Origin of the sequence: Aliigemmobacter aestuarii (genome assembly GCF_004799285.1) — a bacterium.
GTDB lineage: Bacteria > Pseudomonadota > Alphaproteobacteria > Rhodobacterales > Rhodobacteraceae > Aliigemmobacter > Aliigemmobacter aestuarii.
The window spans coordinates 1,160,076-1,183,568 of record NZ_SSND01000001.1 but is presented as its reverse complement, the minus strand read 5'-3'; the positions used below and the strand labels follow the sequence as shown (position 1 = coordinate 1,183,568).

Below are 23,493 nucleotides of genomic sequence, written 5' to 3'. Positions count from 1 at the left end.
AATGAATATCGAACACGGCATCGACCGCAAGATCGACCGGAGCCACATGAAGGTTTCCGAAAGCGACATCGCGATCCAGATCTCGGGGATGAACAAGTGGTACGGCACCTTCCACGTGCTGCGCGACATCGACCTGACGGTGATGCGGGGCGAACGGATCGTCATCGCGGGGCCGTCGGGTTCGGGCAAGTCCACCCTGATCCGCTGCATCAACCGGCTTGAGGAACATCAGGCCGGCCAGATCGTCGTGGACGGGACCGAACTGACGAGCGACCTGAAGAACATCGACAAGGTGCGGTCCGAGGTCGGGATGGTGTTCCAGCATTTCAACCTGTTCCCGCATCTGACGATCATGGAGAACCTGACGCTTGCCCCGATCTGGGTCCGCAAGGTGCCCAAGCGCGAAGCGGAAGAAACGGCGATGTACTTCCTGGAAAAGGTGAAGATTCCGGAACAGGCACACAAATACCCCGGCCAGCTGTCGGGTGGCCAGCAGCAGCGCGTGGCGATCGCCCGGTCGCTGTGCATGAAGCCCCGGATCATGCTGTTCGACGAACCGACCTCGGCCCTTGACCCGGAGATGATCAAGGAAGTGCTGGATACGATGATCCAGCTGGCCGAAGAGGGGATGACCATGCTGTGCGTGACCCACGAGATGGGCTTTGCCCAGGCCGTGGCGAACCGGGTGATCTTCATGGATCAGGGGCAGATCGTCGAACAGAACGAACCGAAAGAGTTCTTCAACAACCCCAAGAACGAACGCACCAAGCTGTTCCTGAGCCAGATCCTGGGGCATTGATATCAAGGCGTCGAGATCAGAGAGGGGGGCTGTCTGCCCCCCTCTTGGCCTTCCGGCCAATTCACCCCCCGAGGATATTTGCACCAGACTGAAAAGCCCGCCCGGAAGGGCGGGTCCGCAGTCGGGTTTCGTGGCGGTCGATCAGAGAGCGCCGATTTCCCGCGGGACGATGAAATCGTCCACGGCGCCCATGCCCCAGCCCACCTCGGACCAGTCGTCGATGGCAAAGTCGGCGACAAGCGTCGCCCCGGTGGGATAGCGCTGGAATTCCGGATTGAGCGGCGGTCGTGCCACCAGGCGCGCCGCGAATTCCGAGATGCCCGGGTTGTGGCCGATCATCATCACCGTGTCGCCTCTGGCATGGCGCAGCACCGCCAGCATCACGTCGGGCCCCGCGTGATAGAGCGCGGGTTTCAGTTCCAGAATGATGTCGCCGGGCAGGGCCGGGGCGATCCCGCTCCAGGTCTTGCGGGTGCGCAGCGCATCGGAACACAGCACCACCTGGGGGATATAATCGCGGCTGGCCAGCCACTGGCCCAGATCCGCCGCGGCAGCCTTGCCCCGATCGTTCAGCGGGCGGTCGTGATCCGGGGTCAGCGGATCGTCCCAGCTTGATTTCGCATGCCGCGTCAGGATCAGGCGTTTGGTCATTTGCGGAACTGCCTCATGTGATAGGCCGAATGTTCCGCCATCCTTGCATAAGCGCGCGACACCGGGCAAGCGCGACGCACGGCGCATCCCTCGTCCATGCAGGGCGCGCCCTCGGGGCGGTGCAGGAAGGCCTGGCAGGCAGGCACGTCATAGCCTTCCCCGGTCAGCGCGCCGCTTGGGCAGGCCGTCAGGCAGGGCTTTGCCGCGCAGCCGTCGCAGGGCGAGGCCGGAGGTGGCGGGGGCAGGGCGACGCTTTCCCTCAGGGCCAGCGCCCCGCGGAAGCTGACCATCAGCCCGGCCCGGTCATGCACCAGCAGGCGGATCGGGCTTTGCCAGACGCGACCGGTTCGCAGTGCCCAGGAAAAGAACGGCCGATAGGGCGGGCCGCCGAAGGGAAACAGCGCCTTGCCCCCCAGATCGCAAGCGAGGCGCCCGATCACCCGGCGCGACCAGCGGTCCATCGGGTCAGGCGCGCCGTCCTGCCATTCCGCGCTCGCGGTAAAATGCGGCCAGAAGCCCGGCTCGCGCGGGCCGATCAGAAGCAGCGTCCGCGTGCCCTGTGGCAGGTCGTCGCCCGGCCCGGCGTGAAATCCGCCAAGGACCGACAGCGCCTGTGCGGACAGGCGGGCCTCGATCTGCGCCAGCAGGTCCGGCATGGCCCGCCCGCCCCTCAGCGGCGGCGCGGCGTGACACGGGGCGCGGTAGACCGGATCTGGCTGCCCGCGCCGTGATCGGTGAAAAGCTCCAGCAGGCAGGCGTTGGGAATGCGCCCGTCAAGGATGGTGACCGCGCGCACGCCCTGATCCAGCGCCATCAGCGCGGTTTCCGTCTTGGGAATCATGCCGCCTGCGATCACGCCATCCGTGGTCATCTGGCGCACCTCGTCCGGGGTGATCTGGGTCATCACCTCGCCCGCGGCGTTTTTCACGCCGGACACATCCGTGAGCAACAGCAGCCGGTCGGCCTGAAGCGCGCCCGCAATGGCGCCGGCGGCGGTGTCACCGTTGACGTTGAAGGTTTCGTTGTCCTTCATTCCGGTGGCGACAGGCGCGATCACGGGGATGATCCCGGCGTTGTAAAGGTCGCGGATCACCTGCACGTTCATTTCCACGGGGCGGCCCACAAAGCCCAGTTCGGGGTCGTCGGCCTCGCAGACCATCAGGTCATCGTCCTTGCCGGAAATGCCCACCGCGCGGCCGCCCTGATCGTTGATTGCCTGCACGATCCGCTTGTTCACCAGACCCGACAGGATCATCTCGACCACCTCGACGGTGGCCTTGTCGGTGACGCGCTTGCCGCGCACGAATTCCGACTTGATGCCAAGCTTCTGCAGCATCTCGTTGATCATCGGCCCGCCGCCATGCACGACGACAGGGTTCACGCCCACCTGGCGCATCAGCACGATGTCGCGGGCGAATTCGGCCATCGCCTCGTCGTCGCCCATGGCGTTGCCGCCGAACTTCACGACGACCACCGCGCCGGAATAGCGTTGCAGATAGGGCAGCGCCTCGGACAACATCCGGGCGGTGTTGATGGCATCTTCCATGGTCAGGGTCTGCTTTTTCATCTGGGATCCAGGGGGCGGGTGTTCCGCCGAGGCATAGCCCCTTTGACCACCCCTGCCAAGCGCCGGGTTGGCTTGCCTTTCCCGACCAAAGGCGTAGGTTTTGCGCAACACAAGCCGGAGGCGAACCAATGACCGAGCAGAAGACACTGGTGCTGACGGGGGCCAGCCGCGGGATCGGCCATGCCACGGTCAAACGCTTTTCGGCCGAAGGCTGGCGGGTTCTGACCTGTTCGCGCCAACCCTTCGATCCGCGCTGCCCTTGGCCGGGGGGCGAAGAGAACCACATCCAGATCGACCTTGCCGACCCGAACAAGACCATCGCGGCCATCGGTACGATCAAGGAAAAGGTCAACGGCCGCCTGCACGCGCTGGTGAACAATGCCGGAATCAGCCCCAAGGGGTCAGGGGGCGAACGGCTGAACACGCTGGAAACCGACCTGCGCACCTGGGGGCAGGTGTTCCACGTCAATTTCTTTGCCTCGATCGTTCTGGCGCGCGGGTTGAAGGATGAACTGTCCGCCGCGCGGGGATCGGTGGTGAATGTCACCTCGATCGCGGGGGCAAGGGTGCATCCCTTCGCCGGGGCGGCCTATGCCACCTCGAAGGCGGCGCTTGCGGCGCTCACGCGCGAGATGGCGCATGATTTCGGCCCGCTTGGGGTACGCGTGAATGCCATCGCGCCGGGCGAGATCGAAACCTCGATCCTGTCGCCCGGCACCGAGAAGATTGTCGAACGGCTGCCCCTGCAACGCCTTGGCCAACCGCGCGAGGTGGCCGATGTGATCTGGTTCCTGTGCTCGGAACAGTCGAGCTACATCTCGGGCGCCGAGATCGAGGTCAACGGCGCGCAGCACGTCTGAGGGGGGCGAAAATTCTTCGACGAAGAATTTTCGTCGCCGCGCGCCAGGCGAAGCCGGTTCACTCCAGCCCGGCGATAAGGGCGCGCAGGGTTTCCAGCCCCTCGCCCTTTTCCGAACTCGTGACCACGATCTCGGGATAGGCTGCGGGGTGTCGGGCCAGCGCCGCCTTGACCTGTTCGATCGTTGCCTCGCGGGTGGCGCGGTTCACCTTGTCGGCCTTGGTCAGCACCACCTGGAAGGTGACGGCGGATTTGTCGAGCAGCGTCAGGATCTCGTCATCGACCTTCTTGATGCCGTGGCGCGTGTCGATCAGGACGAAGGCGCGGCGCAGGGTCTGCCGGCCCGCCAGATACGATTTCAGCAGCGCCTGCCATTTCGCGACCACCGCCACCGGTGCCTCGGCAAAGCCATAACCCGGAAGGTCGACCAGATAGCGGCTGTCGCCCAGGGCGAAGAAGTTGATCTCTTGCGTCCGGCCCGGCGTGTTCGAGGCGCGCGCCAGGTTCTTGCGACCGGTCAGCGCGTTGATCAGGCTGGATTTTCCCACGTTCGACCGGCCGGCGAAACAGATCTCCACCCGGTCGGCCGGGGGCAGGCCGGACATCGCCACCACGCCTTTCACGAAATCCACCGGCCCGGCGAACAGAAGCCGGCCGCGTTCGCGCGACGGATCGTCGGGTTCGGGGGCAAGGGTGAAGGTCAGGCCGGTCAAAGCACGCGCACCTCGTCCTCGATCGAGATCGTTCCGCCCTGTTCGACGGTGGCGTAAACGCCGAATTCCTGGTGGTCGTAATGGCGGTTGAGTGCGGCCAGCGTATCGGCGTCGATCCGGCCCGTCGCGGGATTTGCCGTGGTGGCCTTGCAGCGGGCGATCGGCTCCATGATCTTCAGCCGCGCTTCGCCGATGGCCAGCGTGCGCCCGATCAGGTCGAATTCCTCCCAGGGGGCCAGCCCCTCGACCCAGAGGTTGCCGCGCCAGCGTTCGGGCGACAGGTCAACCCCCATCCGTTCGGAAAGCGCCCGGTTCGACGCCAGGTTCAGGACCGAGACCGAGGGGAAATCGGTATCCGACATGATCCGCCCGGCCGAGACGATGCGGGCGGGCAACGGGCGGTCCTTCGGGGCAAGCGGCATCACCCAGTCGATGAACTGCGCCTGATCGGCCGCATCGTCGGGGCGGAAGGTCAGGTCGGGCAGGTCCGGGTGGCGCAGCGTGATGGCTGCGCTGTCCTCGTCCAGGGCTGCGGAAATGGCCATCAGCGCCGGGGCCTTGGCGCCGCGGGCGAACATCTGGCAAGGGTTCCAGCCGGGCTCCAGCCGGGCGGCATCATGCGCCACGGCCCAGTGCCGGTCCCACGGCAGGCCCGCCCCCGCCGAAAGCCGGACGGAGGCGAGCGCCTCGCGCCCGTGGCTCTTGATCGGGTGGCGCCGGATCTGGGCAAGCCGTGCCGTCATTTCCGGGTCTTCTTGGCCGGGGTCGTGTTTGCGGTCGCGGGTTTCTTGCGGATCCCGGCCTTGATGTTGCCGAAGATGTCGGGCGTGTGCCCGTGGCTGCGCATGATCAGGTACTGCTGCACGAAGGTGATGACGTTGTTCGTGATCCAGTACACCACAAGGCCGCTGGCGAAGCCGCCGAGCATGAACATGAACACCCAGGGCATCCAGGCGAAGATCTGCTGCTGCACAGGATCGGTGGGCGCCGGGTTCAGCTTCTGCTGAAGCCACATCGTGATCCCCAGAAGGATCGGCAGCACACCGATGAAGATCAGCGCCATGATCGACCCGGCTTCCGGCGCGGCCCAGGGCAGAAGGCCGAACAGGTTGAAGATCGACGACGAATCGGGTGCCGAAAGGTCGTTCAGCCAGCCGAAGAAGGGCGCATGCCGCAGTTCGATGGTAACGAAGATCACCTTGTAGAGGCTGAAGAAGATCGGGATCTGGATCAGGATCGGCAGACAGCCCGCGGCAGGGTTCACCTTCTTGTCGCGGTAAAGCTGCATCATCTCCTTCTGCATGCGCTGCTTGTCCTCGCCGCAGCGTTCCTTCAGCGCCTCCATCTCGGGCTGAAGTTCCTTCATCCGCGCCATCGAGACATAGGACTTGTAGGCCAGCGGCAGCACGATCAGCTTCAGCACGAAGGTCAGCGCGATGATGGCGAGGCCCATGTTGCCGATCATGGCGTTGAGCCAGTGCAGCACGGCAAAGATCGGTTTGGTCAGGAAGAAGAACCAGCCCCAGTCGATCGAATCGATGAAACCGGCGATCCCGCCCTCGCGTTCGTAGCGGCGGATGGTTTCCCATTCCTTCGCCCCGGCAAAGAGGCGCGATGTGGTTTCGGCGGTGGCGCCCGCGGCAACGGTCACGGCGGGTTGGCGCACCTCGGTCTGGTAGATGTTCGCATTGGCGACGAACTTGGTCACGCTGGTGAAGGGCTTGCCCTGTTCCGGGATCAGCGTCGTCATCCAGTATTTGTCGGTGAACCCGATCCAGCCGTCGGCGGTGGCCTCAACCACCTCGGCTTGCGCGCCCTCGCGCTCGACCACCGGAAAGTCGGTGACCTCGTCATAGTCGATTTCGGCCAGCGTGCCATCGGCACGGGCAACCACCCCTTCGTGCAGCACGAAGAAATTCTGCAGCCCCTCGGGCAGGCCGTGGCGCGCCACAACGCCGTAGGGCGCAACAGTCACCGGTTCGGCGCCCGCGTTTTCAACGCGGTCGGTCACGGTGAACATGTAATGGTCATCCACCGCGATGGTGCGGGTGAAGGTCTGTCCCTTGCCGTTCGACCAGGTCAGGCTGACCGGCTGGTCCACGGTCAGCGTCGCATTGCCCGCGATCGTCCATCGGGTGTTGGCGCCCGGCACATCCTCGAAGGACAGCGCGCCGCCGGGGGCCCAGCCGTAAAGCGCGTAATAGGCGCCGTCCTGGCCGACGGGCGAAAGCAGCCGCACAATGTCGGAGCCCGCGTCCAGCGTTTCGCGATAGGTCTTGAGCGACAGGTCGTCGATGCGCCCCCCGAAGGTCGAGATCGACCCGGCAAGGCGCGGCGTGTCGATCGTCACGCGCGGGGCGGTGGCGACGGGGCTTTGCGCCTCGGGCGCGGGGGCTGCGGCGGTGGCCGCGTCGCCTGCGGCGGGCGGGGTCGCGACATCGCCCGCGACACCCTGCGCGGCGGTGTTGGCGTTGGGGTCCACCACAGGTTCGGGCGGCGGGAAGAACACCATCCAGCCGATGATGACAAGCGCGCTCAGCACGGTTGCCAGAATGAGGTTCTTGTTCTGATCGTCCATCGGGACCACCGCCGTTCCTGTTTCAGGTCAGGGGTGGTTCAACAGAAGGGGGCAGGAAAGGTCAAGCGGTTTTGGGCTTTTCCACGGGCCGCGTGCGGCGCTTCTGCGGATAAGTCGCGCATGGGGCGTCCGGGGGCGGTGCGACCGGTCTTCAGACCGCCTTGCGCCCGATCCGGGGCAGGGCGGCCTGCGCCTTGCGCCGCGCCTCGATCCAGGGCCTGACCGCCTCATATGGCATCGGCCGGCCGATCCAGAAGCCCTGCACCTGCTGGCAGCCAAGCTGGGCCAGCATGGCATGTTCGGCCGCGGTTTCGACCCCTTCGGCCAGCGTTTCCAGCGACAGCCGGTCGGCCATCGACAGGATCGCCGACACCATCTTCTGCTGGTCGCGGTCGCTGTCGATCCTGGTCACGAAGCTCCGGTCGATCTTGATCCGCCGGACCGAGAAACGCCGGATGTTGGCGATCGAGGCGTGGCCGGTGCCGAAATCGTCAAGGTCGATCCCGCAGCCGAGCCGCGCGAGCGAGGCGATGGTCTGTACCACCACGTCATTGTCGGTATGGGCCACGACGGTTTCCAGGATTTCCACCGCCAGCCGGTCGGGCATCAGGCCGAACCGGTCCAGTTCCCACTTCAGCTTTTCGGCAAGGCGCGGATTGCGCAGTTCGCCGCCCGAGAAGTTGACCCCGATCACCGGCACGCGGAGACCCGCCGCATCCCATTCCTTCAGCGCCTGCAACGAGGCATGCAGCATCGTCTCGCCCAGTCGTTCGATCAGCCCCGCCTCTTCCAGGGCGGGCAGGAACTCGCCCGGTGTCAGCAAGCCGCGTTCGGGATGGTTCCATCGCGCCAGGGCCTCGAGCCCCGTCACCTCGCCCGTGTCGGTGCTGATCTGCGGCTGGAAATGCGGGCGGATCTGGCCCTCGTCCAGCGCAAGTTCAAGGACATGGCGGAACCCGTCGCGATCCGCGCGTTGGCGCGACATTTCGGGCGCGTAGGCGCGGATCGCCCCCGGACCGTGGCGCAGCGCATTCTCGGCGGCCATTTCGGCGGCTTCCAGAAGCGCGCTGCCGGTTGCGGCCGGTGCCCGCGCCGCCAGACAGAAGCCGACCGAGGCGGTCACATAGATCCGCGTGCCATCCAGATGGATCGGCGGTGAAACGGCAGCCTGAAGCCGGGCCGACAGCTGCACCATCGCCTCAAGGTCGATTCGCCGCTGCGGCGCCAGCGCCAGGGCAAAGCCGCCATCCTCAAGCCGCGCCACCAGATCGCCTTCGCGGAGCGCCGAACAGATGCGTTCGGAACAGCGCGCCAGAACCTCGGCCATGGCCGCGCGCCCGTGCCGGTCCGCGAGGGAGCGGTGATCGTCCAGCCGCAGGACAAGACAGCCGGTCGTCCGCCCGCTGGCGGCAGTGTCCGCCATGATCGCATCCATCGCCGGGATCAGTTGCTGGCGCAGGGCCAGGCCGACCAGCCCGTCGGGCATCGGCGGCGCAAGCGCCTGTTCGAACCGGAACGCCCCGGCCATTGCAAAGATCAGGGGGGCCGCCAGCGCGGTGAGGATCAGGCTTTCCTCCCCGCCCAGCCAGAAGGCCGCCAGCGTGATCGCCGGAAGGAAAACCATCAGTTCGGGTCGTCGGAACTGATTCAGCATCCAGTTCAGCCGGTCGGCCCAAGGCCCGTTCACCCGATAGATCATCCTGCGCCCCCGTCGATCACCGCAACGACACTTGCCGTTGCCCCCAGACTAGGGACTCGCGCTGATGGCTTTCTTAATCCGCTCCACGAAGTTGCGGAGGATTTTCCTCAATTCCCGAGGGTTGCACAGCCCCGCGCACAAGGCCGGCAAAGTCGAACAGGCCGGGGTCGGGCAGGTGCGAGGGCCGGGCGTTCATCAGGGCGCGGAACATCACCTGACGGCGGCCAGGGCTGCGCGCCTCCCAGCCATCGAGGATCTGCTTGACCTGCTGGCGCTGAAGCCCGTCCTGGCTGCCGCAAAGATCGCAGGGGATGATCGGATAGTTCATCGCGCGGGCGAACCTTTCGCAATCGGCCTCGGCCACGAAGGCCAGCGGCCGATAGACAAAAAGGTCGCCATCCTCGTTCACCAGCTTCGGCGGCATCGTCGCCAGCCGCCCGCCGTGAAAGAGGTTCATGAAGAAGGTTTCGAGGATGTCGTCGCGATGATGGCCCAGGACAACGGCGCTGCACCCTTCCTCGCGCGCGATGCGATAAAGATTGCCGCGCCGGAGCCGCGAACACAGGCTGCAATAGGTGCGCCCCTGCGGGATCTTGTCTACGACGACCGAATAGGTGTCCTGGTATTCGATCCGGTGTGGAACGCCCATCCGGGTCAGGAACTCGGGCAGGACCGTCGCCGGAAAGCCGGGCTGACCCTGGTCCAGGTTGCAGGCCAGAAGATCCACGGGCAAGAGGCCGCGCCATTTCAACTCGTGCAGGATGGCCAGAAGCGTGTAGCTGTCCTTGCCGCCCGAAAGGCAGACCAGCCAGCGCGCGCCAGGCTCGATCATGCCATAGGTGTCGATCGCCTCGCGCACGTTCTGCACGATGCGCTTGCGCAGCTTCTTGAACTCGGTCGATTTCGGCGCGCCGTGGAACAGCGGGTGAATATCGTCTGCGGTATCGTCGTCCAGCATCGCAAGGCTTCCTGATCGTCTGCGCCCCTATGCCAGAGGCGCAGGCAAAAAGACAGATCGCATCTTCAACCTGATCCAAATACCCCGGGGGTAAGCCGCCATCGGCGGCAAGGGGGCAGCGCCCCCTTACCCCTGCTTTTGTCGGGCGTCATGGTCGGGGTCGGCCCCCGGCACCGGGTCGTACCCGTGCCCGCCCCAGGGGTGGCACCGACAGATCCGGTGCGCGGCCAGATAGCCGCCCTTCAGCCCGCCGTGGCGTTCCAGCGCCTCCATCGCATAGGCCGAACAGGTCGGCTGATAGCGGCAGCCATGCCCGACCCAGGGCGACAGCAGCAGGCGGTAGGCCCGCACCGGCAGCGCGACGATATGGGCAAGCGGGCTCATGCCAGCCCCTCGGAGGGCTTCGGCGACCTGGCCGCGTGGATCTGGCCGAGGGCTGTCCGGAGGTCGCCCAGAAGCAGGGCGAAATCGCGTTCGATCGTGGCGCCCGGCCGCCCGACCAGCACGTAATCCCACCCCGGCCGCCCCATCGCGGGCAGGACGGCCCGCGCCACCTCGCGCAGGCGCCGCCGGGCGCGGTTGCGTGCCACAGAATTTCCGATCTTCTTGGAACAGGTAAAGCCCACCCGCACCGCGGGGCTGTCATCCTTGCGCTCGCGCGCCTGAAGCAGGAAGCCGGGGGTACCCTGTCTGCGGGCCTGGGCGGCACGCAGGAAATCGGCGCGCCGGGCGATCACGGTCAGCCGGGGGCCGGACGTCGGGGAAAGCGAAACCGCCGGGGGCGCTTCGGGTGCCCCGGCATGTCTGCCTGCCCCCTGTGCCTCCGGCGGTGTCATGTCTTGCAACCCTTCACCCCGCAATGCACGGGGCAGATGAAAGGATCAGGCCGACAGCTTCTTGCGGCCCTTGGCGCGGCGCGCGGCCAGCACAAGACGGCCGCCCTTGGTGGCCATCCGGGCGCGGAACCCGTGCCGACGCTTGCGGACCAGGTTCGACGGTTGATACGTGCGCTTCATCGCGGCTCTCCATCAATCTCGCAGCCCAAACCATACGGATTCGAGGGCCGCCTGTATTCGAAGACCGTCCTTTACGGGCGGCACGGGGCCAAGTCAATTCGGGTCGGCGGATTTTTCTGCAACATTTTGCCCTTGCAGACGCGGAATCGGGGCAAGTCGCACCCGGTTTGTTACAGTCGCCCCGCCCTGGCTGCAACAAAGCCCGCATTTCCCTCACCCCGGATCAAGCACGCGTGAGGGGGCTACCGGCAAAGGGTCGCTTGCCCCCATCCTTGCGGGGACATTGAAACGGAGAATGACGTGACGCCGCCCGAAACCCAAAGCCGGATGTCGAGGCCCGACTGGGCCCGCAGGCTGCCCATCCTCTTGATTCTGACGGTGGCACTGATCGGGGCCCTTGCCCTGCGCGATCACCTGACCTTCTCGGCCCTCGCCGAACACCGCCAGGCCCTGATCGACCTGCGCGATTCGAACTATGCGCTGACCGCTGCGGGGTTCATCCTGGCCTATGTCGTGATCGTGGCCTTTTCGTTGCCGGGGGCGACGGTGGCCACGCTTGCAGGTGGCTTCCTGTTCGGGATCTTTCCCGGTGCGCTGTTCAACGTGGCCGCGGCGACAATCGGCGCGGTGGCGATCTTTGCTGCCGCGCGGTCGGGCTTCGGCGACCGTTTCGCGGCGCGGATGCAGGCGCGGGGCGGTGCCGTGGCCCGCTTGCAGGCGGGCCTGCGCGAGAACGAATGGTCCGTCCTCTTCCTGATGCGGCTGGTGCCTGTCGTGCCCTTCTTCATCGCCAACCTGGTGCCGGCCGTCCTTGGCGTATCGCTCTGGCGCTTTGCGGTCACGACCTTCCTCGGGATCATTCCGGGGGGCATCGTCTATACGTCGGTCGGCGCCGGTCTGGGCGAGGTCTTCGCCCGGGGCGAGACGCCGGATCTTGGCATCATCTTCGCCCCGCATGTCCTTGGCCCGATCCTGGGGCTGGCCGCCCTGTCGGCCCTGCCGATGCTGATCAAGGCCATCCGCCGCAAGGAGATCTGATCATGGACACCATCAGAACGGATGTTTGCGTGATCGGTGCCGGGTCGGGTGGCCTTTCGGTGGCGGCCGGGGCCGTGCAGATGGGCGCGCGGGTGGTGCTGATCGAAGGGGCCGAGATGGGCGGCGACTGCCTGAACACGGGCTGCGTTCCGTCAAAGGCGCTGATCGCCGCGGCCAAGCATGCCCACTGGATGACCAGCGGTGCGGGCTTTGGCGTGGCGCCATCGCCGCCGCAGGTGGATTTCGCTGCCGTCAAGGATCATGTGGCGGCCACCATCGCCTCCATCGCCCCCCATGACAGCCAGGAAAGGTTCGAGACCCTCGGCTGCACCGTGATCCGTGACTGGGCGCGCTTCGTCTCGCCGCGCGAGGTCGAGGCGGGCGGTCAGCGCATCCGCGCCCGCCGCTTTGTGATCGCGACCGGATCAACCGCCTTCGTGCCGCCGATCCCCGGCCTTGAGTCCGTGCCCTATCTGACCAACGAAACCATCTTCGCACTTCGCGACCGGCCCGAACACCTGATCGTCGTCGGCGGCGGGCCGATCGGGCTTGAAATGGCGCAGGCGCACCGGCGGTTGGGCTGCCGCGTGACGGTGATCGAGGGTGCCCGCGCCCTGGGTCGTGACGATCCCGAATTGGCCGCCGTCGTGCTGGCACGCCTGCGGGCCGAAGGCGTCACGATCATGGAAGAGGCCCCCGTCGTCCGTGTCCGCGGCGAGGCGGGCCGGATCGAGGTGGTGACAGGCGACGGCTCTGTCATCCACGGGTCGCACATCCTGATCGCGGTGGGGCGCAGCGTGTCGCTGGACCGACTGGATCTTGCGGCGGCCAATGTCGCCCATGACCGCAAGGGCGTGACGGTCGGCGCTGACCTGCGATCCACCACCAACCGGCGCGTCCATGCCATCGGCGATGCGGCGGGCGGGCTGCAGTTCACCCATGTCGCGGGCTATCACGCCGGCGTCGTGGTGCGGCAGATGCTGTTCGGCCTCCGTGCCAGGGCCACGACCCGACACATTCCCTGGGCCACATACACCGACCCGGAAATGGCGCAGGTCGGCCTGACCGAGGCGCAGGCCGTGGCGGAATACGGGGCGGAACGCGTCACCGTCCTGCGCGCGGCCTTCGCCGACAACGACCGCGCCCGCGCCGAGGCGCTGACCGAGGGGCTGATCAAGGTGATGGTCGTCAAGGGGCGCCCGGTCGGCGCGTCCATCGTCGGGCCGCAGGCGGGCGAACTGATCGGGCTTTGGGCACTGGCGCTTGCCAACGGGCTGAAGATGTCGGCGATCGCGGGCATGGTCCTGCCCTATCCGACCTTGTCCGAGGTTTCAAAACGCGCAGCCAGCGCCTATTTTTCCCCAAAGCTATTTGATAGTCCTGTGGTCAGGCGGGTCGTGGGTCTGGTGCAGCGCTGGCTGCCCTGACAGCGTATCATGCGGGGGGCGCGCCCCCCGGACGCCCGGGGGATATTGGGGACGGAAAGAAGGACGGGTCTTGGCACTAGGGCAGGGCGGTTTTTTCAAGACGCTTTCGGGCCGGTTCCTTCTGCTGACCGTGGCCTTCGTGATGCTGGCCGAAGTCCTGATCTTCGTGCCCTCAATCGCGCGTTTCCGCGAGGATTTCCTGCTGCTCCGGCTGGAAAAGGCGCAAATCGCCTCGCTTGCGCTTCTGGCGGAAAACATGCTGACCCCCGAACTTGAGGCCGAGTTGCTTGAGAATGCCGGGGTCTACAACGTCGTGCTGCGGCGCGACGAGGTGCGGCAACTGGCGCTGTCCTCGCCGATCCCCGCACCTGTCCATGCCACCTATGACTTGCGTCTGGCCGGTCCTTACGAGTTGATCCGCGATGCGCTGGCCTGTCTTGTCGATCCGACCGAACGGGTGATCCGGGTGATCGGCAACCCGGTGAAGGACGCGGGCCTTCTGATCGAGATCACGCTGAATTCCGTGCCACTGCGCGACGAGATGCTGGCCTATGGCCTGCGCATCCTGATCTTGTCGGCGCTGATCTCGATGGTGACGGCGGTGCTGCTGTTCCTTGCCGTCCGCCGATTGATGGTCTTGCCGATCCGTCGCGTCGTGAGCCACATGCGATCCTATGCCGAGGCGCCGGAAGACGCGCGGCGCGTGATCCAGCCATCGGCGCAGGTCACCGAACTGCGCGATGCCGAGGAATCGCTGCAATCCCTTCAGACGCAGCTGACGGGGGCCCTGCGGCAGAAGGAACGCCTGGCCCAACTTGGCGGCGCCGTGGCCAAGATCAGCCACGACCTGCGCAACATCCTGACCACGGCCCAGCTTTTCGCCGACAGGCTGGAAAGCAGCGCCGATCCGGCAGTGGCGCGGACGGCGCCCAAGCTGGTCAATTCGATCAGCCGGGCGGTTGGCCTCTGCGAATCGACCCTGGCCTTCGGCAAGGCCGAGGAACACCCCCCCCGGCTGGAACGGCTGTCGCTGCGGCGGCTTGCCGACGATGTGGCCGAGGGCGAAGGGCTTTCCCCCGCGACCGAACCCGCCTGCCTTGTCGATGTTCCGGCGGGCATGATGATCCGCGCCGATGGCGAGCAGATCCACCGGGTGCTGACCAACCTTGTCCGCAACGCCCGGCAGGCGATCGAGGCGACGGGCCGTGCCGGCACGATCGAGATTTCCGCAGGCGAAGACGACCATGACTGGTGGATTCGTGTCGGCGATACCGGCCCCGGCCTGCCTGCGAAGGCGCGCGAACATCTGTTCACCGCCTTTCAGGGCGGCGCGCGGAAGGGCGGCACGGGCCTTGGCCTTGCGATCGCGGCCGAATTGGTGCGCGGCCATGGCGGCACGATCACCCTTGAAAGGTCCGACGAGGAGGGATCGGAATTCCTGATCCGGCTGCCGAAGGAAAGCCTTCCTGCCGGGCAGATGTGAAAGTGAACTTTCGCCCTTGCAATGCCCGGCGCGGGGGGCTAAATCCCACTCCCACGACGGACCCGTAGCTCAGCTGGATAGAGCACCAGACTACGAATCTGGGGGTCGGGCGTTCGAATCGCTCCGGGTCCGCCACTTTTCCAGATCATTGCCGCACTGCATCGGGTTTCGCCCGTGCAGGGCCTGGGGGGCCGGCTTTCAGGGGCCCTTGGCGCCAACGGTTGCGGCGGTGCGGCCCGGCCACCGCCTAGAGCGGCCAGACGATCAAGAGCAGCGGCAGGCTGACAGCCACGACAATGAATTCCAGCGGCAGCCCAAGCCGCCAGTAATCGCCGAACCGGAACCCTCCGGGGCCAAGGATCAGCGTGTTGTTCTGGTGCCCGATGGGCGTCAGGAAGGCGCAGGAGGCGCCGATCGCCACGGCCATCAGGAAACTGTCGGGATCGACATTCAGCGAGGCGGCGATGCCAAGGGCGATCGGGCACAGCACCGCCGCCGTTGCCGCGTTGTTCATCACATCGGACAGGAACATGGTGGTGACCAGAACCACGGCCAGCGCGGCAACGGGGTTGCCCTGCGCGACAGTGTCGACGAGGAACCTCGCCAGAACATCCGCAGCCCCCGTCGTCTGCATCGCATCGGCGACCGGGATCAGCGCCGCCAGCAGCACGATCACCGGCCAGTCGATCGCGGTATAGACCTGACGCGGCGGAACGGTCCGGAACAGCATCGAGGCAAGGACGCCAAGGGCAAAGGCCACGGCCGCCGGCAGCAGGTCCGTCGTCACGATGGCGATGGCGCCCAGCATGATGGCCCCCGCGATGATGGCCATGCGCGTGTCGGGCAGGCGCAGTTCGCGTTCGCCAAGCGGCACGCATCCCGTGTCGTTCACGAAATCGGCCATCACCTCGGCCGGGCCCTGCATCAACAGCAGATCCCCGGACCTAAGCCGCAGCGTCCTGAGGCGGGAGTGGGGCGTATGCCCCTCGCGCGACACGGCCAGCAAATTCAGGCCATAGCGTGTGCGCAGCCGCAGGTCGGTCGCCGACTGTCCCACGATCGTCGCACCCGGCAGAACGACCAGTTCGCGCAGGACGATATCCTCGTCCCTTTCGCTGCCGTTCCGGTCCCCTCTCGGGTCCGGATTGGCGGTTCCGGCGTCCAGTTCGGCGTCCGGTTCGGCGCCCGCTTGCCCGCCCCCTGCCTTTTCGCCCCCTGCCTTTTTCGGCTCGCCTTCCGCGCTGGCGGACCGGGCGGGGGCCTTGACCTGTTCCTCCAGCGCGATGCCGAAGGTCGCCAGCGCCTCGGCAAGCGCATCCACATCCGCCTCCAGCACAAGGATGTCGCCCGCCCGGATCAGCCTCCCGCCATGCGGCGCGATCATCTTCACCTCGTTGCGGACCAGCGCGATGATCTGTGCGCCGCTCGATTCGATCTCGCGTTCGAAACGGCGCAGGGTCAGGCCGACGGCCTTGCTTTTCTCTGGCACACGAACCTCTGTCAGGTAGGTGCCCGTGTCGAAACCTTCGGCGCCGGTGGCCTGCCGCGCCGGAACCAGCCGCCATCCGGCAAACACGATGAAGCCGATGCCCGCAAGGGCGACGGCGACGCCGACCGGTGCGAAATCGAACATCCCGAAGGCGCCCGCCCCGCTTTCCGCACGAAAGCCCGACACGATCAGGTTCGGCGGCGTGCCCACCAGCGTTGTCATCCCGCCCAGAATGGTGCCGAAGGCCAGCGGCATCAGCATCTGGCCCTGTGTCAGGTCCAGCCGCCCCGCCAGACGCACCGCGACCGGCATCAAAAGCGCAAGCGCCCCCACGTTGTTCATGAACCCGGACAGGGCAGCGGCAAGCCCGATCAGCGCGGTCATGCTGGAAAGCCTGCCCGCGCGGCGCGGCAGCAGCGTCCGTGCCAGCCAGTCGACGGCGCCTGTATTCTGCAGCCCCTGGCTGAGGACCAGAACGCAGGCCACCGTGATCACCGCCGGATGGCCGAACCCGGCAAAGGCATCGGCCGCCGGGACGATCCCGGCCAGGACGCAAGCCATCAGCGCCGCAAGCGCCACCATGTCATGCCTGAGCCGCCCCCAGAGGAACAGCGCCATCGCACCGGCCAGGATGGCAAGGATCAGGATCTGGGGCAGGGTCATGGTCATTCCGGCCTTTGTGTCTTTCCGGGGATCATGGCAGGTTCCGCACGATCCCGTCAGCGGGTTCGTGCATGCCGTGATCAATTCCTGTTCAGGCGGTCCGCCCGTCTCTCCGCCCCGTCCGGGCGATCCCGGCCATCAGGGCCCAGAACGCGGTGCGCAGGGTCATCGCGCCGACGGTGCGCCACTCGAACGCGCCACCCGCGACGGCGTGCAGGGCGAAGGCGGCAAAGACTGCGGCCGTCGCGAAAAGGATGCCCAGGGCCACCGGCAGGGCCATGCGACTGCCGCGCCACAAAAGGATGCCCCCGGCAACATAGGCGAAACCGGCAAGAAAGTTGAACCACAGCACGAAGGGGACGACCGCGCCCATGTCCACGGCCCCCATCAGGGTCGAACCGCCCGACAGGACCGTCAACAGGCCGAAGGCCACCGCCACAGCCCCCGCAGCCTTGCGCGCCGTCCCGTGTCTTGACATCTGTCTCGGCATCGTCGGCCTCCCTCTATCGGTTGCGCCGCAGGCACAGGTGTCCGGGCGCGCCCTTTGAAGGTTAACACAGGTCCAAGGCCCCTTGGTCCCCCGGTCGTCCGGACAATTCGGCGCAGGCCCATCGGGCGCGCCGGCCTTGGCGCTTGCAGATCGCCCCGTTCGGCATACTCTTGCCCGATCAGCACCGCGCATCAAGGGAGGACATCATGCCGGATGGCAGCCACAAGACGGCGCGCCGCAGCGTCGTCGTTTCCGAGTTCACCAACAGTGTTCTGGACCCTGCAGCACCCATGTTGGGCCCTGTCGAAAACGGCGGGACCATCATCGCGAACACCGCGCCCGGATGCTGGGGGCCGATGATCACGCCGCGTCTTCGCGGCGGGCATGAAGTGACAACGCCCGTCTTCGTCGAGGGCGCCGAGGTGGGCGATGGCGTGGCGATCCGCATCCGCGACATCACCGTGACCTCGATCGCGACCGCCTCGGGGCATGACAGTTCGCCCGCGGGCTTCTGTCTTGGCGATCCCTATGTCGCCGCGCGCTGCCCGGTCTGCGATACGGTCTGGCCCGAAACCCATGTCGATGGGATCGGACAGGACGCCGTGAAATGCGACAAGTGCGGCAATCCGGTGAAACCCTTCGAGATCGTCCACGGCTATACCGTGACCTTCGACGACACCCGCGCGGTGGGTCTGACCCTGCCCAAGGCCGCCGCCGAAACCATCGCGCACGAGGCCGATCATTATTCGGCCCTGCCCGACAAGAGCCGCCAGCATTCGATCCTGACCTTCGCGCCGTCGGACATGCCGGGCACGCTTGTCCGGATGCGGCCTTTCCTCGGCCAGCTTGGCACCTGCCCGTCGATGGCCATGCCAGACAGCCACAACGCGGGCGATTTCGGCGCCTTCCTCGTTGGCGCGCCGCATGCCTATGCGATCACCGCCGAACAACTGGCCGAACACAAGACCGACGGCCACATGGATATCGACGCGGTGCGCGCGGGCGCGATCCTTGTCGCGCCGGTGAAGGTTCCGGGGGCGGGCGTCTACATGGGCGACATGCACGCAGGTCAGGGCGACGGCGAAATCGCGGGGCATACGATGGATGTCGCGGGCAGCGTCACGCTTCAGGTCGAGGTGGTGAAGAACTACCCGCTGGACGGCCCGGTCCTGTTCCCGCTGGCCGAAGACCTGCCGCCGCTGGCGCGTCCCTTCTCCGAGGCCGAGATGGCCAAGGGCCGGCGGCTGGCCGCCCGCTGGGGCGTGGACGAGATCGAACCGCTGGCGCCGATTTCCGTGATCGGGACGGCCGCGAACCTGAACGCGGCGATCGACAACGGCCTCGCGCGTGCGGCGAAACTTCTGGGCATGACCGTGGCCGAGGTGCGCAACCGCGCGACGGTGAACGGCGCGATCGAGATCGGGCGCGCCCCCGGCGTGATCCAGGTCACTTTCCTAGCGCCTCTGGCGCGTCTCGATGCCGTGGGGCTGGGTGATTACGCGCGCGAACAGTACGGGCTCTGACGCGGGACATCCGTAAAGGGAAAGGGCCGCGGGCAAGGTTCGCCCGCGGCCCTTTCCGTTTGCTGCCGTCAGCCGGTGCCGAACTGGCGGGCCGTGGCCTGCTTGTGCAGCAGGTAGGCCGCATCGCTGCGCGAGATCAGCGTGTAGAACATCGGCACCACGAACAGGGTGAAGACCGTCCCGATCAGAAGGCCGGTAAAGATCACAAGCCCCATCGCCTGCCGCGCCGCCGCCCCTGCGCCATCGGCGATGATCAGCGGAACCACTGCCAGCGCCATTGCCGCCGTCGTCATCAGGATCGGCCGCAGGCGCGTTCTGGCCGCGGCCACGATGGCCTGCCGCTTCGAGGCGCCGCGCTCTTCGCGCTGCTGGTTGGCGAACTCCACCATCAGGATCCCGTGCTTGGTGATCAGCCCGATCAGCGTGATCAGCCCGACCTGCGTGTAGATGTTCAGCGTGCTCAGCCCGAAGTAGAGCGGCAGCATCGCGCCAAAGATCGATAGGGGCACCGACATCAGGATGATGAACGGATCGCGGAAGCTTTCGAACTGCGCCGCAAGGACAAGGTAGATCACGATCAGCGCCGCCGCGAAGGCCAGAAGGATCGTGTTGCCCTCGGTCTTTTCCAGCCTTGACTGGCCCGAATAGTCCACGAAGAAGCCATCCGGCAGCACCTCGTCGGCGATGCGTTCCAGTTCGGCAAGGGCGACGCCCGTGGACAGGCCGATCATGGGCATGGCCGACAGCGTCGCGGAATTCAGCTGATTGAACTGTTCGATCGCTGCGGCCGTGACCGTGGGATTGATCGTGACGACCGAGGACAGCGGCACCATCGCCCCAGAACGCGCCCGGACGAAGAATTCGCCCAGCCGTTCGGGATTGTCGCGCCATTCGCGCGGCACCTGGGTGATCACGTCATAGCTGTTCGAATCCCGGTCGAACTGCGCCACGGCGCCGCCGCCCACAAGGATGCCAAGCGTCGCGCCGATGTCGCTGACGGCCACTCCCAGTTGCGCCGCGCGGTCGCGGTCAATCGTCACGCGGACCTGGGGCGCATCGAAGGAAAGGCTGTTCTGCACCACGATGAACATCCCCGACTGCATCGCCTTCATGCGGATTTCCTCGGCGATCTCGACCACGCGTTCGGGCGCGTGAATCGACTGGATCACCATGGAAATCGGCAACCCGCCCCCGGCCCCCGGCAGCGAGGGCGGCGCGAAGACATAGCTTTGCAGCCCCGGCGTGCCGTCAAGGATGCCCTGGATCTGCTGCTGGATCTCGGCCTGGCTGCGGTCGCGGTCGGCCCAGTCCTTCAGCGACCAGATGTAAAAGCCGGTGTTGCCCGCCCCGCCCATGCCCGCGACCGAGAACGCGGTCTTGACCTCTTCGATGCCGGCGGTCCGGCGGCCCACCTCCTGCGTGAAGGCGTCGGTATAATCCAGCGTGGCATAGCGAGGGCCGTTCATGATGGCGAAAAGCGCGCCGTTGTCTTCTTCCGGGGCAAGTTCGGACGAGGTGTTGATGAACATGAACCCTGTCACCCCCAGAAGCGTCACCACCATCAGCATCGTGACCGGCCGGTAATCCAGCGACGAGGACACGCGCCGTTCATACCACCCGGCGAACCAGTTCAGCGACCGGTCGACGATCCGCTGGAACCGCCCCGGTTCGCCCTCGTGCAAGATGCGCGCCGACATCGCGGGCGTGATCGTCAGCGCGACGATCCCCGAGATGATGACCGACCCCGCCAGCGTCAGCGCGAATTCGGTGAACAGCGCGCCCGTCAGCCCGCCGGTGAAGGCCAGCGGCGAAAGCACCGCCGCCAGTGTGATCGTCATCGCGACGACCGGCCCGGTGATTTCCTTCATGCCGCGGATCGCGGCCTTGGTGGGGGTCATGCCTTCGTCGATGTGGCGGTGGATGTTCTCGACCACCACGATCGCGTCATCGACCACAAGCCCGATGGCCAGCACCATCGCCAGAAGCGTCAGCAGGTTGATCGAATAGCCAAGCGCCAGCATCACGGCGCAGACGCCGATCAGCGACAGAGGGATCGTGACGATGGGCATCAACACCGACCGGACCGATCCGAGGAACAGCAGGATCACGACGACGACGATCACCACCGCCTCGGCGATGGTCTTGAACACTTCGGTGATCGAGGCGGCGATGGTTTCGGTGGAATCGTAGACAAGGTCGATCGTCATGCCCTGTGGCAGCGTGGCCGACAGGCCCGGCAGCGCATCGCGCACGTTCGTGGCCACATCAAGCTGGTTCTCGCCCGGCGCGGGGATGATCCCGATGAAGGTGCCGGGCTGGCCGCCGAAGGTCACGATCGCGTCGTTCGTCCCCGAGGCCAGTTCCACCCGCGCCACGTCGCGCAGGCGCACCACGCCCTCCGGCCCCTGCACAAGCGGCAGCGCACCAAAGGCTTCGGGCGTCTGGATCGTGGAATCCAGCGTCAGCGCATAGCTGAAGTATTCGTTTTCCGTCTTGCCCGGCGCCGACAGGAAGTTCGACGACCGGATCGCGCCCAGTACCTCGGGCGCGGTAACGCCACGCGCCGACAGTTGCAGCGGATCAAGCCAGATCCGCATCGCGTATTTCTGCGCGCCGAGGATTTCCATCTGGGCAACGCCGTCGATGTTGGTCACCCGCGGGCGGACCACGCGTTCAAGGTATTCGTTCAGTTCCTCGGGCGTCATGTTGGGGTTCTGGACCGCCAGATACATCAGCGCAAAGGTCATGCCCGTGCCCTTGACGATGACGGGGTCCTCGCTGTCCTGCGGCAGTTGCCCGCGGACCTGCTGGATCTTCGACATGACCTCGGTCAGGGCGATGTCGGGATCGGCACCCAGTTGCATCTGCACCGTCACGACCGAAGCAGAGGGGCGTGACTGGGTGGTGATGTAATCCATGTTCTCGGTCGTCGAGACGGCAGCCGCGATGGGCGAGGTGACAAAGCCCTGGATCAGGTCGGGCGCGGCACCGGGATAAACCGTCGTGACGGTGATCACGCTTTCCGACACTTCGGGATACTGGCGCACCGGCAGGTTCGTCACCGCCGCCAGACCCAGGAACAGGATCAGCGCCGCAAGGACCGTGGACAGGACCGGGCGCCGGATGAAGAGTTCCGAAAAATGCATGACGCGCCCCTATTCGCCCGCCGGTGCGGCCAGATCGACCGAGGTATCGACCGTCACGGCCGCCCCGTTCGAAAGCCGGTTCTGCCCCGAGGTCACGATCCGGTCGCCCGCGGCCAGACCCGCCGTCACCTCGATCATCGCGCCGCTGCGACGACCGGGGGTGACGAACACCTGTTCGACAGTCAGCGCATCGCCTTCACCCTGACGCAGGACATAGGTGTAGTTGCCATAAAGGCTCGATACGATGGCGGTCTGCGGCACGGCGATCACGCCATCCTCGCTTGGCAGCGCCACGCGCACACGCAGGAACTGACCGGGCAGAAGCCGCCCGGCGGGGTTGCCCACTTCGGCGCGGACCCGCGCGAGGCGCGAATTCGGGTCGACCTGGGGTTCGATCCCGGTGATCCGCCCTTCGGTGCCGAAGCTGCCCACCTCGGTGCTGACACTGACCGCCCGGCCCAGTTCAAGAAGGCCAAGCTGCTGTTCGGGAACCGAAAAATCCACATACATCTGGTCCAGGTCCTGCAACGTGGCATAGACGGTTCCCGGCACTACATATTGCCCGACCTCGACGCGCGGAATTCCGATCACCCCGTCGAAAGGGGCGGTAAGCCGTTTGGAATCCAGCGCCGTCTGCACCTGCGCGACCTGCGCGCGGGCGCTGGCGACCTGCGCCTCGGCGCTTTCCAGTGCGTTCGCGGCACCTACGCCGCGCTCTGTCAGGGTCTGGGCACGGCCGGCATCAGCCACGGCAACCGCAAGCGCCGCTTCGGCTGCGGCCAACGAGGCCCTTTCGCTGTCGTCGTCGATCTGAAGAAGCGTCTGCCCGCCCGTCACGCGGTCATTGGCAACAAAGCCGATGCTGCGCACCAGCCCACCGGATTCGATGGCCAAATCGACCCCCTGGGCCGAAATCGCCGTGCCGATCGCGTCGATCCCCGGCTCCCAGGTCGCGGGTTCGATCGTCATCGCCGTCACAGGAACCGGCGGCGGCACCCGCCCGGCCATGAACTGCGCGATCATCCCGTCGCGGAAATACTTGAACCAGACGATCCCGCCCCCGATCAGGCCGAGAAGGAGAATGGCGATGAAAAGGCGTTTGAACATGGTCAACTCTCGTGACGGGGCGACCGGACGGGTCGCCCGCCGTCTTCTGGAAGGAATGGATTGTGCTTCTGTGGGCCTTGCGGACCGGAAGGTCAATCTGTCGCAGGGCTCTGCCTGACTTGGGCTCAGCAAAAAGTGAACTGATCGGTACAAATTTGCGACATGGCCGGGGATGCCGCCCCATCGCCGGCGACACTGCCGACCCGCCGGGCGGCTGAAATCCTCCATCGCCGGATGCCAAGGCCGTGCTACGCTCGCCGGTATTGTGGTGTGAGTCGCCGGACGGT

The 23,493-nt window shown here is 66.3% G+C and carries 21 protein-coding genes and 1 tRNA gene; 7 read left to right on the top strand and 15 right to left on the bottom strand.

The window, feature by feature from the left end; genetic code table 11:
• Window position 1 precedes the first annotated feature (1 nt).
• On the top strand, window positions 2–799 hold the full coding sequence (locus tag E7811_RS05720) for an amino acid ABC transporter ATP-binding protein (protein ID WP_394345607.1): 798 nt from the start codon (window positions 2–4) through the stop codon (window positions 797–799).
• Window positions 800–940: 141 nt separating this feature from the next.
• Here E7811_RS05720 and E7811_RS05715 read toward each other — a convergent pair whose 3' ends face one another.
• Genes E7811_RS05715 through argB form a run of 3 tightly spaced genes read right to left on the bottom strand, consistent with a single transcriptional unit; the run spans window position 941 to window position 2,996 of the window.
• The gene (locus E7811_RS05715) at window positions 941–1,450 is read right to left on the bottom strand and encodes a SixA phosphatase family protein (protein ID WP_136393578.1); all 510 of its coding nucleotides are present in this window, start codon (window positions 1,448–1,450) and stop codon (window positions 941–943) included.
• Window positions 1,447–2,097 (bottom strand): ferredoxin, encoded by a 651-nt coding sequence (locus tag E7811_RS05710; RefSeq protein ID WP_136394251.1) that lies wholly within the window; start codon window positions 2,095–2,097, stop codon window positions 1,447–1,449. The genes E7811_RS05715 and E7811_RS05710 overlap by 4 nt, the downstream gene beginning before the upstream one ends.
• A gap of 23 nt (window positions 2,098–2,120) precedes the next feature.
• Window positions 2,121–2,996: an acetylglutamate kinase gene (gene argB, locus E7811_RS05705; protein ID WP_136394250.1), complete on the bottom strand. Its 876-nt coding sequence runs from the start codon at window positions 2,994–2,996 to the stop codon at window positions 2,121–2,123.
• 149 nt (window positions 2,997–3,145) lie between these two features.
• Between argB and E7811_RS05700 the strand changes: the two genes are divergently transcribed.
• On the top strand, window positions 3,146–3,877 hold the full coding sequence (locus tag E7811_RS05700) for an SDR family oxidoreductase (protein ID WP_136393577.1): 732 nt from the start codon (window positions 3,146–3,148) through the stop codon (window positions 3,875–3,877).
• A gap of 58 nt (window positions 3,878–3,935) precedes the next feature.
• Here E7811_RS05700 and yihA read toward each other — a convergent pair whose 3' ends face one another.
• From yihA to rpmH, 8 genes are all read right to left on the bottom strand, one after another.
• The gene (yihA, locus tag E7811_RS05695; RefSeq protein WP_136393576.1) at window positions 3,936–4,589 is read right to left on the bottom strand and encodes a ribosome biogenesis GTP-binding protein YihA/YsxC; all 654 of its coding nucleotides are present in this window, start codon (window positions 4,587–4,589) and stop codon (window positions 3,936–3,938) included.
• Entirely contained in the window at window positions 4,586–5,332 is a 747-nt protein-coding gene (locus tag E7811_RS05690) for an MOSC domain-containing protein (protein WP_136393575.1), read from the bottom strand. The genes yihA and E7811_RS05690 overlap by 4 nt, the downstream gene beginning before the upstream one ends.
• The gene (gene yidC, locus E7811_RS05685; RefSeq protein WP_136393574.1) at window positions 5,329–7,167 is read right to left on the bottom strand and encodes a membrane protein insertase YidC; all 1,839 of its coding nucleotides are present in this window, start codon (window positions 7,165–7,167) and stop codon (window positions 5,329–5,331) included. Before yidC ends, E7811_RS05690 begins: the two co-directional genes overlap by 4 nt.
• A gap of 151 nt (window positions 7,168–7,318) precedes the next feature.
• Window positions 7,319–8,866, bottom strand: a complete 1,548-nt coding sequence (locus E7811_RS05680) for a putative bifunctional diguanylate cyclase/phosphodiesterase (RefSeq protein ID WP_136393573.1) — start codon at window positions 8,864–8,866, stop codon at window positions 7,319–7,321.
• Window positions 8,867–8,939: 73 nt separating this feature from the next.
• Window positions 8,940–9,824 (bottom strand): tRNA 2-thiocytidine(32) synthetase TtcA, encoded by an 885-nt coding sequence (ttcA, locus tag E7811_RS05675; RefSeq protein WP_136393572.1) that lies wholly within the window; start codon window positions 9,822–9,824, stop codon window positions 8,940–8,942.
• Window positions 9,825–9,950: 126 nt separating this feature from the next.
• Entirely contained in the window at window positions 9,951–10,208 is a 258-nt protein-coding gene (gene yidD, locus E7811_RS05670; RefSeq protein WP_136393571.1) for a membrane protein insertion efficiency factor YidD, read from the bottom strand.
• Window positions 10,205–10,660: a ribonuclease P protein component gene (gene rnpA / locus E7811_RS05665; protein WP_136393570.1), complete on the bottom strand. Its 456-nt coding sequence runs from the start codon at window positions 10,658–10,660 to the stop codon at window positions 10,205–10,207. The genes yidD and rnpA overlap by 4 nt, the downstream gene beginning before the upstream one ends.
• 45 nt (window positions 10,661–10,705) lie before the next feature.
• A complete protein-coding gene (rpmH, locus tag E7811_RS05660) occupies window positions 10,706–10,840 on the bottom strand; it encodes a 50S ribosomal protein L34 (RefSeq protein WP_136393569.1) in 135 nt (44 codons plus the stop codon).
• Window positions 10,841–11,167: 327 nt separating this feature from the next.
• On the opposite strand from rpmH, the gene E7811_RS05655 reads away from it, so the two are divergent.
• The 4 genes from E7811_RS05655 (at window position 11,168) to E7811_RS05640 (ending at window position 14,923) form a co-directional block, all read left to right on the top strand.
• Complete coding sequence (locus tag E7811_RS05655; protein ID WP_136394249.1) at window positions 11,168–11,878, top strand: TVP38/TMEM64 family protein; 711 nt, start codon at window positions 11,168–11,170, stop codon at window positions 11,876–11,878.
• Window positions 11,879–11,880: 2 nt separating this feature from the next.
• Window positions 11,881–13,305 (top strand): dihydrolipoyl dehydrogenase family protein, encoded by a 1,425-nt coding sequence (locus tag E7811_RS05650; RefSeq protein WP_136393568.1) that lies wholly within the window; start codon window positions 11,881–11,883, stop codon window positions 13,303–13,305.
• A 142-nt stretch (window positions 13,306–13,447) separates the two neighbouring features.
• Window positions 13,448–14,788, top strand: a complete 1,341-nt coding sequence (locus E7811_RS05645) for a sensor histidine kinase (protein WP_136394248.1) — start codon at window positions 13,448–13,450, stop codon at window positions 14,786–14,788.
• 58 nt (window positions 14,789–14,846) lie between these two features.
• Window positions 14,847–14,923: transfer RNA gene (locus tag E7811_RS05640), tRNA-Arg, on the top strand.
• A gap of 112 nt (window positions 14,924–15,035) precedes the next feature.
• On the opposite strand, the gene E7811_RS05635 is transcribed toward E7811_RS05640, so the two are convergent.
• On the bottom strand, window positions 15,036–16,946 hold the full coding sequence (locus E7811_RS05635) for an SLC13 family permease (RefSeq protein ID WP_246020229.1): 1,911 nt from the start codon (window positions 16,944–16,946) through the stop codon (window positions 15,036–15,038).
• Window positions 16,947–17,031: 85 nt separating this feature from the next.
• The gene (locus E7811_RS05630) at window positions 17,032–17,418 is read right to left on the bottom strand and encodes a hypothetical protein (RefSeq protein ID WP_136394247.1); all 387 of its coding nucleotides are present in this window, start codon (window positions 17,416–17,418) and stop codon (window positions 17,032–17,034) included.
• Between the two features lie 218 nt (window positions 17,419–17,636).
• Between E7811_RS05630 and E7811_RS05625 the strand changes: the two genes are divergently transcribed.
• Window positions 17,637–18,953, top strand: a complete 1,317-nt coding sequence (locus tag E7811_RS05625) for an acetamidase/formamidase family protein (protein ID WP_136393566.1) — start codon at window positions 17,637–17,639, stop codon at window positions 18,951–18,953.
• Between the two features lie 68 nt (window positions 18,954–19,021).
• Here the strand turns inward: E7811_RS05625 and E7811_RS05620 are convergent, their stop codons facing one another.
• Window positions 19,022–22,099: an efflux RND transporter permease subunit gene (locus E7811_RS05620; RefSeq protein WP_136393565.1), complete on the bottom strand. Its 3,078-nt coding sequence runs from the start codon at window positions 22,097–22,099 to the stop codon at window positions 19,022–19,024.
• A gap of 9 nt (window positions 22,100–22,108) precedes the next feature.
• Window positions 22,109–23,206 (bottom strand): efflux RND transporter periplasmic adaptor subunit, encoded by a 1,098-nt coding sequence (locus E7811_RS05615; RefSeq protein WP_136393564.1) that lies wholly within the window; start codon window positions 23,204–23,206, stop codon window positions 22,109–22,111.
• Window positions 23,207–23,493: the final 287 nt, after the last annotated feature.

Bases quoted from the DNA above. Each gene is read 5' to 3' on its own strand.
- E7811_RS05715 (WP_136393578.1), bottom strand. From the start codon at position 1,450: ATGACCAAACGCCTGATCCTGACGCGGCATGCGAAATCAAGCTGGGAC.
- E7811_RS05655 (WP_136394249.1), top strand. From the start codon at position 11,168: ATGTCGAGGCCCGACTGGGCCCGCAGGCTGCCCATCCTCTTGATTCTG.
- E7811_RS05645 (WP_136394248.1), top strand. From the start codon at position 13,448: ATGCTGGCCGAAGTCCTGATCTTCGTGCCCTCAATCGCGCGTTTCCGC.
- yidC (WP_136393574.1), bottom strand. From the start codon at position 7,167: ATGGACGATCAGAACAAGAACCTCATTCTGGCAACCGTGCTGAGCGCG.
- E7811_RS05650 (WP_136393568.1), top strand. From the start codon at position 11,881: ATGGACACCATCAGAACGGATGTTTGCGTGATCGGTGCCGGGTCGGGT.
- ttcA (WP_136393572.1), bottom strand. From the start codon at position 9,824: ATGCTGGACGACGATACCGCAGACGATATTCACCCGCTGTTCCACGGC.
- E7811_RS05620 (WP_136393565.1), bottom strand. From the start codon at position 22,099: ATGCATTTTTCGGAACTCTTCATCCGGCGCCCGGTCCTGTCCACGGTC.
- argB (WP_136394250.1), bottom strand. From the start codon at position 2,996: ATGGAAGATGCCATCAACACCGCCCGGATGTTGTCCGAGGCGCTGCCC.
- yidD (WP_136393571.1), bottom strand. From the start codon at position 10,208: ATGAGCCCGCTTGCCCATATCGTCGCGCTGCCGGTGCGGGCCTACCGC.
- E7811_RS05700 (WP_136393577.1), top strand. From the start codon at position 3,146: ATGACCGAGCAGAAGACACTGGTGCTGACGGGGGCCAGCCGCGGGATC.
- E7811_RS05635 (WP_246020229.1), bottom strand. From the start codon at position 16,946: ATGACCATGACCCTGCCCCAGATCCTGATCCTTGCCATCCTGGCCGGT.
- E7811_RS05625 (WP_136393566.1), top strand. From the start codon at position 17,637: ATGCCGGATGGCAGCCACAAGACGGCGCGCCGCAGCGTCGTCGTTTCC.
- E7811_RS05680 (WP_136393573.1), bottom strand. From the start codon at position 8,866: ATGATCTATCGGGTGAACGGGCCTTGGGCCGACCGGCTGAACTGGATG.
- rnpA (WP_136393570.1), bottom strand. From the start codon at position 10,660: ATGACACCGCCGGAGGCACAGGGGGCAGGCAGACATGCCGGGGCACCC.
- E7811_RS05630 (WP_136394247.1), bottom strand. From the start codon at position 17,418: ATGTCAAGACACGGGACGGCGCGCAAGGCTGCGGGGGCTGTGGCGGTG.
- E7811_RS05615 (WP_136393564.1), bottom strand. From the start codon at position 23,206: ATGTTCAAACGCCTTTTCATCGCCATTCTCCTTCTCGGCCTGATCGGG.
- E7811_RS05720 (WP_394345607.1), top strand. From the start codon at position 2: ATGAATATCGAACACGGCATCGACCGCAAGATCGACCGGAGCCACATG.
- rpmH (WP_136393569.1), bottom strand. From the start codon at position 10,840: ATGAAGCGCACGTATCAACCGTCGAACCTGGTCCGCAAGCGTCGGCAC.
- E7811_RS05690 (WP_136393575.1), bottom strand. From the start codon at position 5,332: ATGACGGCACGGCTTGCCCAGATCCGGCGCCACCCGATCAAGAGCCAC.